Source organism: Pseudomonas sp. BNK-7 (assembly GCF_048072025.1).
GTDB classification, from domain to species: Bacteria; Pseudomonadota; Gammaproteobacteria; order Pseudomonadales; family Pseudomonadaceae; genus Aquipseudomonas; species Aquipseudomonas danubii.
The window spans coordinates 3,704,239-3,718,291 of the sequence record NZ_CP182252.1 but is presented as its reverse complement, the minus strand read 5'-3'; the positions used below and the strand labels follow the sequence as shown (position 1 = coordinate 3,718,291).

Here is a 14,053-nt window from a genome sequence, read left to right as displayed (position 1 = left end):
GCGCCCCTTGGAAATACACCGCCCGACCCTGAGGAACCTGACCTTGAGCAGTGAAGCAAAAATGACCGGTGACCTGTTCGAAGTCGACAAGCGCCTGGCCCTCAAGCCCATCGTCGACTTCAACAGCTACCTGCGCGCCGCCTTCGCCGACGGCCCCTGCACCTGTGGCCGCTGCGTCGCCAGCCAGGGTGACGAAACCGGCTATGAATACCAGCACAGCTTCAACTTCGCCGGCCGCGTGGCCCACCGCCGCTTCGCCAGCACCGCTGGCAGCGACGTGCTGCTGGCCCTGAAGAAAGCCTGGCTGTCCTTCACCAAGATCGAGCTTGCAGTGAGCGGCGAGCTGGACCTGGCGACGGTCAAGGACTTCGTCGAGCCCGAACTGCACAAGCTGCTGGTGCCGCTGTTCGTCGCCAGCGGCCTGACTCGCGAAGTGGATGGCCAGTTGCAGATTCAGGCGCAAGTGGCGGCTTGAAGACCAGGGCATGCCTCTGCCCGGAGCACAGAGGCGTGCGACCTAGAGCCAGCGCCGCACGCGCTGTCGATAGTCGGTAAAATCCGCACCAAACAACCGCCCGAGCGCCCGCTCTTCGGGAGCGATCTGCAAGCGGTTGATGTACAGGACAAAGCCCAGGACGCCCAGCAGCACCAGGGGCGAGGCCAGGTACAGCCCCCAGGCCAGCAACCACAGGGCAAAGCCGACATACATCGGGTTGCGGGTGTAGCGGTAGATGCCCGACGTGACCAACGCTGAGGCCGCTTCGGGTTTCAAGGGGTTGACCGTGGTCCGGGCACGCCGGAACGAGATTCCGCCCGCCAGGACGAACAGCAGCCCCGCCCCGACCACAGGCAGCGCCAACAACAGGCGTGTGCTCCAGGCCAGGTCAAGTCCCGGCAGCCCTAGCGATGCGCCGCCCATCAGCCCGCCGAACGCCAGCGCGACCAGCGGTGGCGGAACCCTGTTTTCCAGTGCCTGCATCATGCTTCTTCCCTCGAAATGCTGCGCAATCGCCAAGCGGCGGATCCCTGGCCTCAGGGGTAGTCCATCGCCCGGCACCTCCTACCGTCGCTCAATGATGCAACAGCAAATGCCTTGCAAACCGGCACTGCCCACTTGAGCATCAGCGCGCAGTTGTACATCCTCCGGGCTTCGACTTGATAGCCCGGCGCAAGCTTGAGCCCCCGACCGAACAGGTTGTAGCAGCGCCGGCCCCGACACTCTGGAAACCCTCAGCATGCAAATCCCCCATCAAGGCAGCTGCCTGTGCGGCGCGGTGACTTATCAAGTATCCGGCGCGTTGAAAGCCGTCACCCACTGCCACTGCCGCAAGTGCCAGAAAGGCCATGGCGCGGCCTTTGCCTCTTACGCCAGCACCCCGCGCGCGAATCTGCACGTCAGCGACGCCGGCACAGCCCTCAAGGGCTATGAATCCTCCCCAGGCGTGCTGCGCCAGTTCTGCTGCCACTGTGGCTCATCGTTGTTCTGGCAAAATGTGCGAGGTGAATACGCCGAGTGGATTTCAATCGCCATCGCCACCCTGGATACGCCCTTCACGGCCCCCAAGCAGAAGCACCACTGCGTGGCAATGAAGGCCAGCTGGCACCAGATCTGCGATCAATACCCGCAAGTACCCTGACTGCTCGACCCGCCATTAGCGCGCCGCCAGGTCCTTGGGTTTGTAGAACAGGAAATTGCCGATTTCAGTGGTCTTGATGTAGCTCTTGGCCCACTGGGGTGAAACGCTGCGATCGTGAAAGTACAGGGCGCCGCCGGTGCGGTCCTGGAGCTGCTGATTCAGCGCCTTGCGCGCAATCTCCTTGGCCAGGCTATAGCGCCCCTCCTCTTGCACCTGATCCGGGCGACCATCGCACCACCAGGAGAACTGGCACGGACTTTTTTCCGAGCCCTGCTTGACCACTTCGCACAGGGTAGACGGAAAACCCTAATGGCCCAGACGGTTCAGGACCACATCGGCCACCGCTTCCATATCGGCAGACTCCCCCCCTTTGGCTTCCCAATACAGGGTCCGCGACAGACAGGTGATGGCATCGTCCACCGGTGCCTGTCCGGCGGGATCCACGGCCTGGACTTCCGTCTTGGTGATGGGGGCCGCCTGGGGCTCGGCCTTGGGGCTCTCTTTGTCCGCGACCTTCTGCTCCAGGACCTGGGCCTTGTCCTCGGCGACTTCCTGGACCGCAGGTTGCGGCTCGGCGGCCAGGAGCTGGGCGATGTAGAGCATCAAACCGTAGCAGGTAAGCCTTGCAATGATGTGCATGATCGACTCTTCCAACAAGTCATGGACCCTGGGTCAACGCCAACCCTGAGCCTTCAAGCGACAGAGCCGCGCACCGAGGCCGGCGCATGGGCACGTCGGCGACAAGCGACGGGTCATGAGCGGGCCATATCGAGTCGACCATGGCGCCACTAAAACATTCCCTCGGAAAACGCTGACCGGACCAGGGACGCTGGACCTCGGCGCAGCACCTAGAACTTGTAGCCCAAGCCCACCATGTACACGAACGGGTCGACATCCACATTGACCTTGGAGCGCACCCCAAGCTGGCTGTTGTTCACATAGGCATCGGTATTGATGTCGATGTAGCGCATCTGTGCGTTGAGCATCAGCCGATCGGTGAGCATGTAGTCCATGCCCACTTGTGCCGCCCAGCCCCAGGAGTTGCCGGCGCGGAAGTTGTCGAAGCCTGCGGCTGAAGCCCGGCTGCCGACCTTTTCATCGTAGATCCAGGTGTAGTTGAGCCCCGCCCCGACATAGGGCTGGAACGCCGATTTGCTGTGCATCGGGTAGTACAGCAGGCTCAGGGTCGGCGGCAGGTGCTTGAGGGAACCGAGCTTGCCATCGGCAATGCCGCCAGCGGTGCCACTGAGGCTCACGTTGTGTTCAAAAGGGGTCGCCGCCAGCAGTTCCACCGCCAGGTTATCGGTCAGCATGTAGGCAAAGTTCAAGCCCAATTGGGTATCGCTGCCCAGGCTGGCCTTGCCCCCCAGGCTGGTGCCGGCCAGGGCGCCGCGATCGACCTTGACGCTGGAGCTGCTCTCACGCGGGTCCACCGTCACCGCGCCGGCGCGGACAATAATGTCGCCAGCTTCGAAGGCCTGGGCCGTGGAAACGGCCAGGGCAGACAACAGCAGGCTGGTACTCAGAAGGGTCAATTTACGCATGCATCACTCCACTACTCGAACAACGGCCAACCCGCCAGCCGTGATCACGGCGGGCTGTGCCAGGGAGGCTTGAGTATCGAGAAGCAGGTAAACGTGCACATCTGCCGAATGACATAGGCCGAGGCCGATCGGGCGCCAGATGCGTTGCGGGGTGTTTCGTGAATCAAGGCCGCGGTCGGGCGCCTGCGGCCAATCGCGGCCGGAGCCCGGTCAGTCCAGCAAGCCGGCGTTCTTCAGCAGTTCGCCCAACCCCTGGGGAACCAGCGGCGTATGCTCGGTGAAACTGGCGCTGCCCTGCCAGCGGGCCACAAAGGGCGCGCCGTCGCTTTCCTGGGCGTCAAGTTGAGCGCGCTGATAGACCGTCGCATCCTCGAAGCAGGCATCGTACACCTGGACGATTTCATGGCCGGGTTTACCGTCGTACACAAACAGGCTTTCCAGAGTGCCGATCAGCCGCAGGTTGTTGATCGACTGTCCCAGTTCCTCCTGCACTTCACGAACAATGGCCTGGGCGCTGTGCTCACCAAAATCGATCCCACCGCCCAGAGGTCGGAACAGCGTCTGTTGCGTGTCGGCATCAACGAACTGATTGACCAGGATCTTGCCCTGGTGGTGGAAGACACACAGCGCGAGCGCGCGAATACGGGGTTCAGCCAAGGGATGAAGTCCATTCAAAGGGGGCAAGGCGCGGCATTAGAACATGGCGCAATGAGCATCAGCCAGCGTAGAAATACTTTACCGCCAGCGTCGGCACCTCCTCCATCGCCGACCACAATTGCTCGTCCAGCTCGCCACCGATCAGCTCATATTGCTCGTCACCGAGCAGCTCGGGAATGTCCCACAGCCGCTGCAGTTGCGGGTGATCTTCAAGAGGCCCGATCAACTGCCGCTGGCGGCTGACCACGGCGTGGGTGCTACGCGCGCCAATGGCAACCAGCGCCTTGAGCGCCAGCTCGCAGCAATGCTCGCCCCAGTTGCAGAAGAACTGCAGAAATCCCCCGTTGTAACCGTCCGCTTCCAGGCGCCAGAGCGCCACGATCAACTGATCGTCCTCTGGCAATTGCTCCAGTTGCCACTCCAGAGCTTGCAGCCGCCCCATGGATTCTCGGCACAGGTGCTCCCAGATCCAGTCGAAGGCGTCGATGCTGACATCCGCGTCTCCCAGGTGCGGCCAGGACACCGAGATCCCATGTGGGTGAATCCGAAAATCCGCGCGCTGCTCGGGTGTGGCGCTTTGCAGCTGGCTGTAACGGCTCAAGGGTTGGCGCAGGATCAGGCCGTCGGCCCAGCTCAGGCAGAGCGCGTCATCTTCGAAGTCGACATGGCGGATGGGAGGGAATCTCAAAACGCTACCTATTTTTTCCTGAAGGTCTTGGCCTTGGCCTTTTTCATCTGCTCGTGTTTGGCGATGCGTGATTTTTCAAGCAATGAAAAGACCGTGCTGAACACCACAATGGCCAGGATCAGGAAAAACAGTCCTATTACCACAATCGCCATCAAGGAGTTCCCCGGTTCTGTTTGTCCGCTGCCATCTTGGCTTCCATCTTGTTCAAGGTTTCATCAAGCCGGCTTCTGCGCTTGCGCTCTCGATGGTCGGAGGCGAGCTTGCCCATCAGCCCCGACGTACAACTGACGACGATGGCGCCCGCAGCTATGAACAGGCCCCGGACGACTTTATCCGACATAGCCGTAAGCCTTGTTCAACGCCTTGTAGAAGGCTTTTTCCAACTTGCCATTGTCGAATGGCTCGCGGCGGTGATGCTGAATCAACTCGTTGCGCAGCCGCTGAATCTCCTTGCCATGCTCGGCAAGACTTTGCCCGCTGTGGGCAAAGTCGTGGCGAAGACGCTCCAGGTGCACGATGGTCGCCAACTGAGCCAGGTCGGCCGCCGTCAGGCTCATGTTCTGCTTCAGCGCCTGGGCAACCTGCTCCACGAGATCGGGAGAACAGTACTCGTCCGACGACTCGAAGTGGTATTCGGTATCGGCATTTTCGGCATGGTCGATCATTGGCATTGAACTCTGATCCAGTCATCGAAGGTGGTGGTTTTATCGTCAAGCAGACGGATGGAGCGTTCGTAGTCCATCACCACCCGCTGGTGCTGACGATGGGTAATCAAGGTCGACTTGCCGGCATTCCAGAGAAAAGGTCCGGCAATCAGGTAGTTCATCTTACCGGTGCGCCCCCCTGCCCCGGCGACCAACAGCAACATCTGGATCATCAACCCCGTGCCGTAGGCGATGGTGCTCATCAGCGCCAGGTGCAGGTCCTTGTCCTCCTGGGTCACCTCGGACTTGTAGAAAGCGATGGCGTGCCGTCCGCTCAACAGCAGCTTGATGGTGGCGTAGGAGCTGATATCCGCCGCATTGATCGTACCGAACTCCCTGCCCAGGGCATCCATCAGCGGGTTCGAAGCGCTGTAGCCGGACGCCTTGCTTTCATCCTTCACCCACTGGGTGAACAGGGAGCTGAACGGCAGGGGAAGACCATCCTTGGTGGGAAGGTCGCTGAGGCAATGGGTAAGAATATGGGCAATCGCCTTGAGGTGCTTGAGCACCGGTCCCGCGCCCGGGTACCCCGCCTCGATGTAATCGACGACCAGAGAATAGAGAGTCTTGCCGCCTACGGACTCGCCACCGAAGGTGTAGTCGTCCGGCAGTTTCTGGAACACATTGAGGTCATGCCCGAAGATGTAGCGATGCTTGGCGCCGGTCCGATAATCGAGGGGGCTGGTGGTGCCTTCCGGCTTGAAATACTCATGCAACTTGAGAAACAGCTCCTCCAGCTTGTCGGCGTGCAGATTGGTCAGGTAAGCGGAGACCACCCCCGCAATACCGATGCCGACCGCGCCGCTGATCTGCGCCGCCGTCAAGGTGCTGTAGCCGGTATCGACCTCCAGCTCAGCCAGCAGCTCGGTAAAATTCACCGGCCCCACGGCGGCGATGGCGCGCTCTTGAAGGCTCTGGCCCGGGCGGCTCTGCTCAAGCTCCAGCTCACCACGATGAAGCTTGCCCAAATAGGTCAACTCCGTGGCTTTCTGGTCCCAGTACTCATCCGAGGGTCCGGCAAACACAGTTGATAAGCGGCTGAGCAATCGACGCACGAAAAATCCCTTGATCGGCAGGGTAAAAGTGGCGCAACGCTATCATATTTGCCCCATCGAAGTATCTAGAAGGCGGCAAGGTCACCGAATTCAACCGGGGCCCGTCTTCCTGCGCTGGAGCATCCGGTTGCAGGCCGTCATCAGCATCCCGCTCAACAGCCCGATCAGCAGGAACGGAAAGAAACCATGGGTCAGCAGCGGCACCCAGAAGCCCAGCCCCGCGGACCAGCCCTGAGGATTGACCATCAACCCCTGTGCCCCGGACAGCAGCCAGACCACCAGACCACTGAGGCCGCCACCGATTACGTAGCGCCAAGGGGTGACCAGTACCCGCTCCACCAGCCACAGCATCGGCCAACAGACCAGCACGCTCAGCCACGCGCCGATCAACCCGCCGAAGAAAAACATCGGCAGGCTTTCCACGCCCTTGGGATAGAGCGCCGTAGCGATGCTGCCCAGGGTCAATGCACCTGACAGTGGCACCATCAGCACCCGTGACCATCCCTGGCGCTCTGGCCCCTCTCCGGCAACCGGCAGTGCCTCGATCCCGCGCACCAGCAGAGTAAAAAGCCCCCCCAAAGCCAGCCCGCCCAGCACCGCCAACAGCAAGTGCCTCGTTGAAGCCCCCAGCAGAACCGCGGCCGCCAAGGCCTGCACCAGGCTGCTGAAAAAATGCCGACCGGGCAGTGCCGGGCAACGTCGGTCGCCCCATAGCAACAGAGGAATGCCCAGGACAATGGCGATGACACTGCCATACACAAACCCGGAGAACAGCTCTGAAGCGTGCCAGCCATTGACCAGCCCCTTGGTGACGGCATAGATCAGCCCGCCGCACAGGGGGACGGCAAACAACCGGAGCTCAGCATTGGGTTTCATTGGCTTGCACCTGGAAAATTGGCAGGGTCACGGAGCTGAACAAGCGAGGGCTTTTACACAACTGTGGCGCAGTCATCCACCGCAGGATCGGGGTTGACCGGCATTCGCAGCACTGTGGCTTATAGAACCGCAACGAGGTATACAGCAGGGCGAAAAAACAGCACCACACTCACTGTCGAAGATCACGGACCGATGCTATCCGCACAACAAGCCGGCAATGCCGTACTTGCCCTCCATGACGGCACCCTCAGGGATGGCAAGCCCGAACGCTTTGCCATTCAATCCTGCGAGCTGTCCGCCAAGGGTGATTACTGGGCGGTGCGCTGCAACAGCGAGGACTATGTGGTGCACGGCATGACGCAATACTGCTATGTCGGCGTCAATGCCCATCTGGTCAATGTACTCAGCGGAGAAATCGAGACGGTCGCCAACTGCTTCAGTGTTGAAGAGTACCTGCAAGACAAGTACGACCTGCGTGCCGCAGCAGGCCAGTGCTATGTACTGACCCCGGCATTCGGTCGTGACGACAAGCCGGCAATGATCAACCTGCGACAGAAGCTCGGCTGCTCCTATCCCGAGGTCATCCGGTTGCTGACCGATGAACAGCGTCACTGGTTCACCGGCATACGCCGGCACCTTGAGGTGGCGCAGCAACTGCTCGCCCAACAGAACATCGCGACCTGCGTCGAGAGGGTTCCTCAAGCGGCCGGGGCGGTTGCCATTGGGGTCGAAACCTGGCACCAGGATGCCGCCCTCAAGGCTTTACGCGACAGGCTGCATTGAACGACCACTTCCAACTCCTGAAAAGCCGCTTCTAACGCCCATGAAAATCTACCTCGACGACGAACGCCAAACCCCGCCCGGCTGGATTCGCACCTACTGGCCGGACGAAGTCATCGCGTTGCTCAAAGCCGGCGGCGTCGAAGAGATCAGCCTCGACCACGACCTCGGAGATGACCCGCGCGGCACCGGTTATGACGTGATCCTGTGGATCGAAGAGGCGGTAGCGCTGCACGGGTTCTGTCCACCGCGCATTCACATCCACTCGGCCAATGCCTCCGCCGTGGAAAAGATGCGCGCCGGCGTGCAAGCGATCGATCGACTGGCCCGCAACAACGGATGCCGCCCATCAACCGACAACGCAGGCATCTGACCTAATGAGCGGCAACCTGTATGGCTACATCCACTGCTTTGACCCTTCTCCGGCTGCCGAAGCGCACAATCGCGCGGTGCTGCAAAGCCTGCCAGTGACGGGGGCGCAGATCACCAGGGCGCTTTTCAGCGTGCTGCCAAACAGCCGGGGGCATTGCTACTACGGGCATATGATGCACTTCGCCACCTCCCCCAAAGACAGTTACATCTTCGATGATGCGTGGCTAGACGAGTACGACGCCCTGCTGGAGCGCTTGTTCTGGGACAACTCTGAGGTGGTGCATACCTATTGCGGCGAACGTCGGACCTGGGACTCGAGTAAAACCCAAGGGCTCGCGCAACCCACAGGCTTGAAGATCAGCAACAGGAAGGTCTTTCCCTCCTACCACGACCTGCAAGCCGTCGAAGACCGCGATGTACCGGTGCCCGGCAACCGCTGAAAGGCCGCCCCGCCATTCACCCCCCATGACTACACAAGGAGCACGTGATGCCACTCAGTCCTCTGCAAGCGAAAACATTGGCCGATGCGGTAGCAGGCTATGCCTTCCCCACTGCACATTTTGACTTCGCCAGCCAGACGCCGGTTGTTCGGCTGTCGATGTCCGAACTGGAAACCCGGATTCGCCAACAACTGCTTAGCGACTCACTGGACACCGTCAAGGACGGGCTATCGAATGTTCTCTACTGGGGATTTACCCAAATGGGTGGTTTGGCCAATGTCCGTGTTGGCCGCTTCCGCTCCGGGGTCGAAGACTCGCAGATCGAACAGGCATCGGCGCTGTTCAAGGAGCAACCGCGTCCGGCACTTTACGAGATCGCCAGCCTGAAGATGCCGGAGTTTTCCAGTGTTTCGTTTGTCAGCAAGATCCGCATGTTTCTCGACCCGATCCAGTCGGCCACCCTGGACCTGCAGATCATGAAAATCCAGCAGGTCCACAGCGATACGGTCCTGGCGGCAATCAAACAGGACCCGACCCGAATTCGTATCAGTAAAGCCAATTCGAACGCTTACGAAGGCTGGTGCGAACGCCTGGCTGACATCGCTCGGACCTACTTGCCCGATGCCCGGGTCGCCGATGTGGAGCGTGGTTTCTTTCAGATGATTCAAGACAACAAAGTCGCGGCTGCCGCCGCCATCCTGAGAGATGCCTGAAGCCCGAGCCAGCTGTCGACGACTTGAGCACCGCCCTGCACTTGGCCAAGTGCAGGGGGGGGCAGTTCACCGAACGCTACGTTCTGCCCTCAATAACGAGTACTGCTGCAGATCATGATGGGCACCCAGCCAATACCCCGCCTGCCGTGAAAGCCCTTCGCGAACAAACCCCATCCGCTCCAGCAACCTGAGGCTCGCCAGGTTCTGCGGGTGCACCTGGGCCTCGATACGGTTCAGCGCCATCTGCTCGAAGCCCCAGCTAACCACGGCGTGCAGCGCCTCGGTCATCAGCCCCTGCCCTTGCGCTGCACGCGCCAGCTCGAAGCCGATGGCGCAGCTGCGCCACGGGCGGTTCCATTTGAACAGGCCACAGGTGCCCAGCAGACCGGGTTCGGACTGGCGCTCGATGCCCCAGCGAACGCCCGGGTTGGGCAAGGCCCGCCATCCGGCGAACAGTGCCAGCAATTGCTCGGCCTGCCGGTCATCCGTGATGGGGTCGGTGCCGAACCACTGCATGGCCTCGGCATCGCTGTGAATCGCGAACAACGCCGGCACATCGGCCGGGCACAGTTCCCTGAGGATCAGGCGTGGGGTACGGATAACCGGAAAGTCGCTCATATCGACACCCGCCCTAGCCTGCCAAGCGCTTGCCCAGGATGAGCGCATACTCGCCCTTGATCTGCTCAAAGCCGTACTTGTGCTCCAGGCGCTTGACGATGAAGTGCCCGCGGGCCATGTCCTGATAGAAGTCGGTGAACAGCGCATTGATGGTGGCGCCGGTAAAAGCGCCGATCACCGGCACCGCCTGGGCCGCGAACTTGCTGGAGATGGTCACGCCGTAACGGCTGGCGACCTTCTCGATCAACAGCGCCAGCCACTTGCCCACCTGCCCCGGAGACAGCCTGCCGGCCGCCCCGGCGCCTTGCCTGACGGCAATCGCCGCCAGTTCCTTGGACAGTTGCTGCATGGCCTGGGTGGTGAAGCTGCGGGTGATGTAATAGCCGGTCTCGGTGGCGTCGTCGGCCTGGCTGTTGCCACCCATGGCGAACACTTCGATGCACGCCTGCTTGGTGGCGAAGTCCTCCAGGTCGAAGCCTTCGCTGCGGGCCACATCGGCCACCGAGCGCATCATGATGGTGGTGGAAATGGGCAGCTCGACGAACAGCGCGGCAAACCCGAAAGCGCCGCCCACCGCGCCGGAAGTGGCGGCATAGACTTTGTGCAAGAGCGTCGAGGCCTGTTTTTTCGGGGTGTTCTCCAGGCTCCACAGCGCCGCATCGGCCGAGGTATGCAGCGCAGCCACCACCGCGCCGTTGATCTTTGCGGACACCCAATTGGGCAAGGCCTTGACCGCGCTTTCAATCGGCGAGCCGAGCAGGCCGGACAGGCGCGCGGTCAATGAAGGGGATTCCAGCAGGCTGACCGCCCGCTTCAGGTCCTGATAATCCTCGGGACTGTCTTTGATGCTCACCGGCTTCTCCATGGGCTGCGACCTACTGCGCCCGGGAAGCATAAACCGCTTGCCGCTCAGATCACGACAAGATTCATCCTGCCGGGGCGCCCCCACGCAGCTGACGCTTCATGGGGGCGCCGAGGTGGAGCAGGTCAATCCTGCAACCAGACCCGCACCTGAGGCTGCGCGCCTTCGATGAACACCAGGCTGGCCACCTGCCCCGCCTCGATCAGGTCCTGTCGGGCCCATTGCAGGGACTCCAGCAGCGGCCCGCGCTGCACCAGCTCAACGCGCGCCACTGCGGCCTTCATCGACTGCTGGGCATCGGACTTGGCCTTGCGAATGGCCGCCAGCGTGGCACTGACCGCCTCCAGCAACGGTTCGACATAGTCCTCGGCCACCTGCGCCTCGGGCCACGGAGCCCGGTGCACCGAGCCCGGCTGCCAGCAACGCCAGACCTCCTCACAGACAAAGGGCAGAAACGGTGCGAACAAGCGTTGCAGCACACTCAAGGCCGCCGCCAGGGCGTTGCGCGCCGAATGCCCCTCGGGCCGATAGGCGCGGCGCTTGACCAGCTCGACATAGTCATCGCAGAACCACCAGAAGAAGTCCTCGATGCCGATCAGCGCGCTGCTGTAGTCGTAGCCCTCCAGCGCTGCCTCGGCGGCGGCGGTGACCGCTCCCAGGCGTTGCAGCATGGCCTGGTCCAGCCTCTGCTCGACCGGCCCCTGCGGGTCGCCTGGCACGCCGAATACCAGCTTCGACAGGTTGAACAGCTTGAGCGCCAGGCGCCGGCCGATCTTCATCTGCTGCTCTTCGAAGGCGGTGTCGCTGCCCGGGCGCCCGAGGGCCGCCCAATAGCGCACAGCATCGCTGCCGTATTGCTCCAGCAAGCCCTGGGGCGTGACCACATTGCCCCGCGACTTGGACATCTTCTTGCGGTCCGGATCGAGGATCCAGCCCGACAGCGCCACATGCTTCCAGGGCACCGCGGCCGCCTCGAAGTGGCTGCGCACCAGGGTCGAAAACAGCCAGGTACGGATGATGTCGTGGCCCTGGGGGCGCAGGTCCATGGGGTAGACGCGCTGAAACAGATCCTCGTCCTCCTCCCAGCCGGCGGCGATCTGCGGGGTCAGGGAACTGGTGGCCCAGGTGTCCATGATGTCGCGCTCGCCGATAAAGCCATGGGGCTGGCCGCGTTGCTCGGGGCGGTAGCCCGCTGGCGTGTCCAGGGTCGGGTCCACCGGCAGTGAGGTTTCGTCCGCCAGGATCGGCCTGGCGTAGTCCGCTACGCCCTGGGCATCCAGGGGATACCAGAACGGAATCGGCACGCCGAACACCCGCTGCCGGCTGATCAGCCAGTCGCCATTGAGGCCGCCGACCCAGTGCTCGTAACGACTGCGCATGAACGGCGGATGCCACTCCAGGGATTGGCCGCGGCCGAGCAACTGCTGGCGCAGCTCAGCGCTGCGCCCACCGTTGCGCAAGTACCATTGGCGCGTGGCGACAATCTCCAGAGGCTGGTCGCCCTTCTCGAAGAACTTCACCGCGTGACGGATCGGCCGCGGTTCGCCAAGCAAAGCGCCACATTCACGCAACATCGGCAGTATCAACTTGCGGGCCTGGGGCAAACTGCACCCCGCCAGGGCCTCATAGGCCTGACGCGCGCCCGGCGTGCTCAGCCAATCGGGTGGCTGGGCCAGCAGCCGACCGTCCGGCTCGATGATCGAGCGGGTGGGCAACTGCAGCTCGCGCCACCAGAGCACATCGGTCAGATCGCCAAAGGTACAGACCATCGCCAGCCCGCTGCCCTTCTGCGGATCGGCCAGGGCGTGGGCCAGCAACGGCACCTCGACCTCGAACAACGGCGAACGCAGGTATTGGCCGAAGCGTCCCTGGTAACGCGGGTCATCCGGATGCGCCACCAGCGCCACGCAGGCCGCGAGCAATTCGGGGCGGGTGGTGGCAATGCATAAATCCTCACCTTCGATGCCCTGGAACCGCAGGTCGTGATACGCCCCCGCCACCTCCCGTTCCTCAAGTTCAGCCTGGGCCACGGCGGTCTGGAAGGTCAGGTCCCACAGGCAGGGAGCCTGCTGGCTGTAGAGCTCGCCGCGCTGGTAGTTGCGCAGCAAGGCGCGCTGGCTGACCCGTTGCGCACGCTCATCGATGGTGGCGTAGGTCAGGCCCCAGTCCACCGACAGGCCCAGTTGCATGAACAAGCGGCGAAAGGCCTGCTCGTCGAGGGCGGTCAAGCGGTGGCACAGCTCGACAAAGTTGCGTCGGCTGATCGCCGCATAGTCGGCACGCCGCTCAGCGACCCGGGCCGGTGGCTGCAACTGCGGCTGGTAAGGCGCCTGGGGATCACAGCGCACGCCGTAGTAGTTCTCGACCCGGCGCTCGGTGGGCAAGCCGTTGTCGTCCCAGCCCATGGGATAGAACACGGCCTTGCCGCGCATGCGTTGAAAGCGCGCGATGATGTCGGTGTGGGTGTAGCTGAACACATGGCCGACGTGCAACGAGCCCGAGGCCGTGGGTGGCGGTGTGTCGATGGAGTAGACCGCGTCCCGGGTGGCACTGCGATCGAAGGCGTAGGTGCCCTCTTCCAGCCAGCGCTGGGACCAGCGTGTTTCGAGGTGTTCAAGCGAGGGTGTGGCGATGGGGCAAAGCGTTGCGGTTACACGTTTAACGGTGACATAGCATCCTCCTGTTATCACCCGGTGGCGCCGCAAAGGTCGGCGCCGAGGGGAAAATTTATAGAGGATTGCGCGGCATTAGTAAATCGCCCGGGCGCGGCTTTTTGCATTGCGCCTTAATCGAACTGCAGTTGCGCAGCCCATGCCGGGTACTGGGTCTGCAGGCGCCGCAGGCATTGTTCCATCAGCCGCGCATCGTCCGGCAAGCGTCGGGAGAGGCTGTGCCAGCCGCTGATGCGCAACTGCAGCGGCATCTCCACCAGCCCGGAAATGGCATCCCAGAAGGCATCCCAGTTGCAGCCATACCACTGGGGCAAGCCCAAGGCATCGCGCAAGGCCAGGTGCAGCTCACGGGCCGTGACCAGGTCGCGTACATCGATTTCCAGCAACTGCGGGCGAGTCATGTTGCGTGCCTCTGCACAGGTTCATCGGCCGCCA

General features: G+C 62.3%; 19 protein-coding genes and 1 pseudogene. 6 read left to right on the top strand and 14 right to left on the bottom strand.

Annotated features, from left to right (window positions below; genetic code table 11):
• Nucleotides 1-37 precede the first annotated feature (37 nt).
• Nucleotides 38-475, top strand: a complete 438-nt coding sequence (locus ACMGF8_RS17330; protein WP_102864582.1) for a hypothetical protein — start codon at nucleotides 38-40, stop codon at nucleotides 473-475.
• 42 nt (nucleotides 476-517) lie between these two features.
• On the opposite strand, the gene ACMGF8_RS17325 is transcribed toward ACMGF8_RS17330, so the two are convergent.
• Nucleotides 518-979 carry a methyltransferase family protein gene (locus ACMGF8_RS17325; protein WP_416760324.1) on the bottom strand — a complete coding sequence of 154 codons (462 nt, stop codon included), beginning with the start codon at nucleotides 977-979 and terminating at the stop codon, nucleotides 518-520.
• Between the two features lie 256 nt (nucleotides 980-1,235).
• Here ACMGF8_RS17325 and ACMGF8_RS17320 point away from each other — a divergent pair, with 256 nt between their 5' ends.
• Nucleotides 1,236-1,637, top strand: a complete 402-nt coding sequence (locus tag ACMGF8_RS17320) for a GFA family protein (protein ID WP_416756862.1) — start codon at nucleotides 1,236-1,238, stop codon at nucleotides 1,635-1,637.
• Between the two features lie 15 nt (nucleotides 1,638-1,652).
• On the opposite strand, the pseudogene ACMGF8_RS17315 reads toward ACMGF8_RS17320, so the two are convergent.
• The 9 genes and pseudogenes from ACMGF8_RS17315 to ACMGF8_RS17275 form a co-directional block, all read right to left on the bottom strand.
• Nucleotides 1,653-2,276 (bottom strand): annotated as a pseudogene (locus tag ACMGF8_RS17315) (cell wall hydrolase).
• A gap of 209 nt (nucleotides 2,277-2,485) precedes the next feature.
• Nucleotides 2,486-3,181: an OmpW/AlkL family protein gene (locus tag ACMGF8_RS17310; RefSeq protein WP_102864246.1), complete on the bottom strand. Its 696-nt coding sequence runs from the start codon at nucleotides 3,179-3,181 to the stop codon at nucleotides 2,486-2,488.
• A 210-nt stretch (nucleotides 3,182-3,391) separates the two neighbouring features.
• Nucleotides 3,392-3,838, bottom strand: a complete 447-nt coding sequence (locus tag ACMGF8_RS17305) for an NUDIX hydrolase (RefSeq protein ID WP_102864245.1) — start codon at nucleotides 3,836-3,838, stop codon at nucleotides 3,392-3,394.
• A 58-nt stretch (nucleotides 3,839-3,896) separates the two neighbouring features.
• Nucleotides 3,897-4,526, bottom strand: coding sequence for a DMP19 family protein (locus ACMGF8_RS17300; protein ID WP_207167478.1), 630 nt, complete (start codon nucleotides 4,524-4,526; stop codon nucleotides 3,897-3,899).
• Nucleotides 4,527-4,534: 8 nt separating this feature from the next.
• Complete coding sequence (locus tag ACMGF8_RS17295) at nucleotides 4,535-4,678, bottom strand: hypothetical protein (RefSeq protein ID WP_180988597.1); 144 nt, start codon at nucleotides 4,676-4,678, stop codon at nucleotides 4,535-4,537.
• Nucleotides 4,678-4,866, bottom strand: a complete 189-nt coding sequence (locus tag ACMGF8_RS17290; protein WP_102864243.1) for a hypothetical protein — start codon at nucleotides 4,864-4,866, stop codon at nucleotides 4,678-4,680. Before ACMGF8_RS17290 ends, ACMGF8_RS17295 begins: the two co-directional genes overlap by 1 nt.
• Nucleotides 4,856-5,197, bottom strand: a complete 342-nt coding sequence (locus ACMGF8_RS17285) for a hypothetical protein (RefSeq protein WP_129406684.1) — start codon at nucleotides 5,195-5,197, stop codon at nucleotides 4,856-4,858. The genes ACMGF8_RS17290 and ACMGF8_RS17285 overlap by 11 nt, the downstream gene beginning before the upstream one ends.
• On the bottom strand, nucleotides 5,188-6,198 hold the full coding sequence (locus ACMGF8_RS17280; RefSeq protein ID WP_207167477.1) for a hypothetical protein: 1,011 nt from the start codon (nucleotides 6,196-6,198) through the stop codon (nucleotides 5,188-5,190). The genes ACMGF8_RS17285 and ACMGF8_RS17280 overlap by 10 nt, the downstream gene beginning before the upstream one ends.
• A 177-nt stretch (nucleotides 6,199-6,375) precedes the next feature.
• Nucleotides 6,376-7,161 (bottom strand): hypothetical protein, encoded by a 786-nt coding sequence (locus tag ACMGF8_RS17275; RefSeq protein ID WP_207167476.1) that lies wholly within the window; start codon nucleotides 7,159-7,161, stop codon nucleotides 6,376-6,378.
• Between the two features lie 93 nt (nucleotides 7,162-7,254).
• On the opposite strand from ACMGF8_RS17275, the gene ACMGF8_RS17270 reads away from it, so the two are divergent.
• Genes ACMGF8_RS17270 through ACMGF8_RS17255 form a run of 4 tightly spaced genes read left to right on the top strand, consistent with a single transcriptional unit; the run spans nucleotide 7,255 to nucleotide 9,466 of the window.
• Nucleotides 7,255-7,944, top strand: coding sequence for a hypothetical protein (locus ACMGF8_RS17270; protein WP_242553922.1), 690 nt, complete (start codon nucleotides 7,255-7,257; stop codon nucleotides 7,942-7,944).
• Between the two features lie 40 nt (nucleotides 7,945-7,984).
• Nucleotides 7,985-8,314, top strand: a complete 330-nt coding sequence (locus ACMGF8_RS17265) for a cyclic-phosphate processing receiver domain-containing protein (protein ID WP_207167475.1) — start codon at nucleotides 7,985-7,987, stop codon at nucleotides 8,312-8,314.
• Between the two features lie 4 nt (nucleotides 8,315-8,318).
• Nucleotides 8,319-8,753 (top strand): hypothetical protein, encoded by a 435-nt coding sequence (locus tag ACMGF8_RS17260; RefSeq protein WP_416756857.1) that lies wholly within the window; start codon nucleotides 8,319-8,321, stop codon nucleotides 8,751-8,753.
• 47 nt (nucleotides 8,754-8,800) lie between these two features.
• Nucleotides 8,801-9,466: a hypothetical protein gene (locus ACMGF8_RS17255; RefSeq protein ID WP_416756856.1), complete on the top strand. Its 666-nt coding sequence runs from the start codon at nucleotides 8,801-8,803 to the stop codon at nucleotides 9,464-9,466.
• A 66-nt stretch (nucleotides 9,467-9,532) separates the two neighbouring features.
• Here ACMGF8_RS17255 and ACMGF8_RS17250 read toward each other — a convergent pair whose 3' ends face one another.
• The 4 genes from ACMGF8_RS17250 to ACMGF8_RS17235 all read right to left on the bottom strand — a co-directional run bounded on the left by ACMGF8_RS17250 (nucleotide 9,533) and on the right by ACMGF8_RS17235 (nucleotide 14,019).
• Nucleotides 9,533-10,084 (bottom strand): GNAT family N-acetyltransferase, encoded by a 552-nt coding sequence (locus ACMGF8_RS17250; RefSeq protein WP_416756854.1) that lies wholly within the window; start codon nucleotides 10,082-10,084, stop codon nucleotides 9,533-9,535.
• A 13-nt stretch (nucleotides 10,085-10,097) separates the two neighbouring features.
• Nucleotides 10,098-10,949 (bottom strand): EcsC family protein, encoded by an 852-nt coding sequence (locus ACMGF8_RS17245; RefSeq protein ID WP_416756853.1) that lies wholly within the window; start codon nucleotides 10,947-10,949, stop codon nucleotides 10,098-10,100.
• A gap of 122 nt (nucleotides 10,950-11,071) precedes the next feature.
• Complete coding sequence (gene valS / locus ACMGF8_RS17240) at nucleotides 11,072-13,636, bottom strand: valine--tRNA ligase (protein WP_416756852.1); 2,565 nt, start codon at nucleotides 13,634-13,636, stop codon at nucleotides 11,072-11,074.
• 95 nt (nucleotides 13,637-13,731) lie between these two features.
• Nucleotides 13,732-14,019, bottom strand: a complete 288-nt coding sequence (locus ACMGF8_RS17235) for a barstar family protein (protein ID WP_060838708.1) — start codon at nucleotides 14,017-14,019, stop codon at nucleotides 13,732-13,734.
• Nucleotides 14,020-14,053 lie beyond the last annotated feature (34 nt).

Excerpts from the sequence above, each read along its gene's own strand:
- ACMGF8_RS17325 (WP_416760324.1), bottom strand. The coding sequence starts at position 979 with ATGCAGGCACTGGAAAACAGGGTTCCGCCACCGCTGGTCGCGCTGGCG.
- ACMGF8_RS17310 (WP_102864246.1), bottom strand. The coding sequence starts at position 3,181 with ATGCGTAAATTGACCCTTCTGAGTACCAGCCTGCTGTTGTCTGCCCTG.
- ACMGF8_RS17250 (WP_416756854.1), bottom strand. The coding sequence starts at position 10,084 with ATGAGCGACTTTCCGGTTATCCGTACCCCACGCCTGATCCTCAGGGAA.
- ACMGF8_RS17245 (WP_416756853.1), bottom strand. The coding sequence starts at position 10,949 with ATGGAGAAGCCGGTGAGCATCAAAGACAGTCCCGAGGATTATCAGGAC.
- ACMGF8_RS17320 (WP_416756862.1), top strand. The coding sequence starts at position 1,236 with ATGCAAATCCCCCATCAAGGCAGCTGCCTGTGCGGCGCGGTGACTTAT.
- ACMGF8_RS17275 (WP_207167476.1), bottom strand. The coding sequence starts at position 7,161 with ATGAAACCCAATGCTGAGCTCCGGTTGTTTGCCGTCCCCCTGTGCGGC.
- ACMGF8_RS17290 (WP_102864243.1), bottom strand. The coding sequence starts at position 4,866 with ATGTCGGATAAAGTCGTCCGGGGCCTGTTCATAGCTGCGGGCGCCATC.
- ACMGF8_RS17260 (WP_416756857.1), top strand. The coding sequence starts at position 8,319 with ATGAGCGGCAACCTGTATGGCTACATCCACTGCTTTGACCCTTCTCCG.
- ACMGF8_RS17265 (WP_207167475.1), top strand. The coding sequence starts at position 7,985 with ATGAAAATCTACCTCGACGACGAACGCCAAACCCCGCCCGGCTGGATT.
- ACMGF8_RS17285 (WP_129406684.1), bottom strand. The coding sequence starts at position 5,197 with ATGCCAATGATCGACCATGCCGAAAATGCCGATACCGAATACCACTTC.
- ACMGF8_RS17255 (WP_416756856.1), top strand. The coding sequence starts at position 8,801 with ATGCCACTCAGTCCTCTGCAAGCGAAAACATTGGCCGATGCGGTAGCA.
- ACMGF8_RS17235 (WP_060838708.1), bottom strand. The coding sequence starts at position 14,019 with ATGACTCGCCCGCAGTTGCTGGAAATCGATGTACGCGACCTGGTCACG.
- ACMGF8_RS17295 (WP_180988597.1), bottom strand. The coding sequence starts at position 4,678 with ATGGCGATTGTGGTAATAGGACTGTTTTTCCTGATCCTGGCCATTGTG.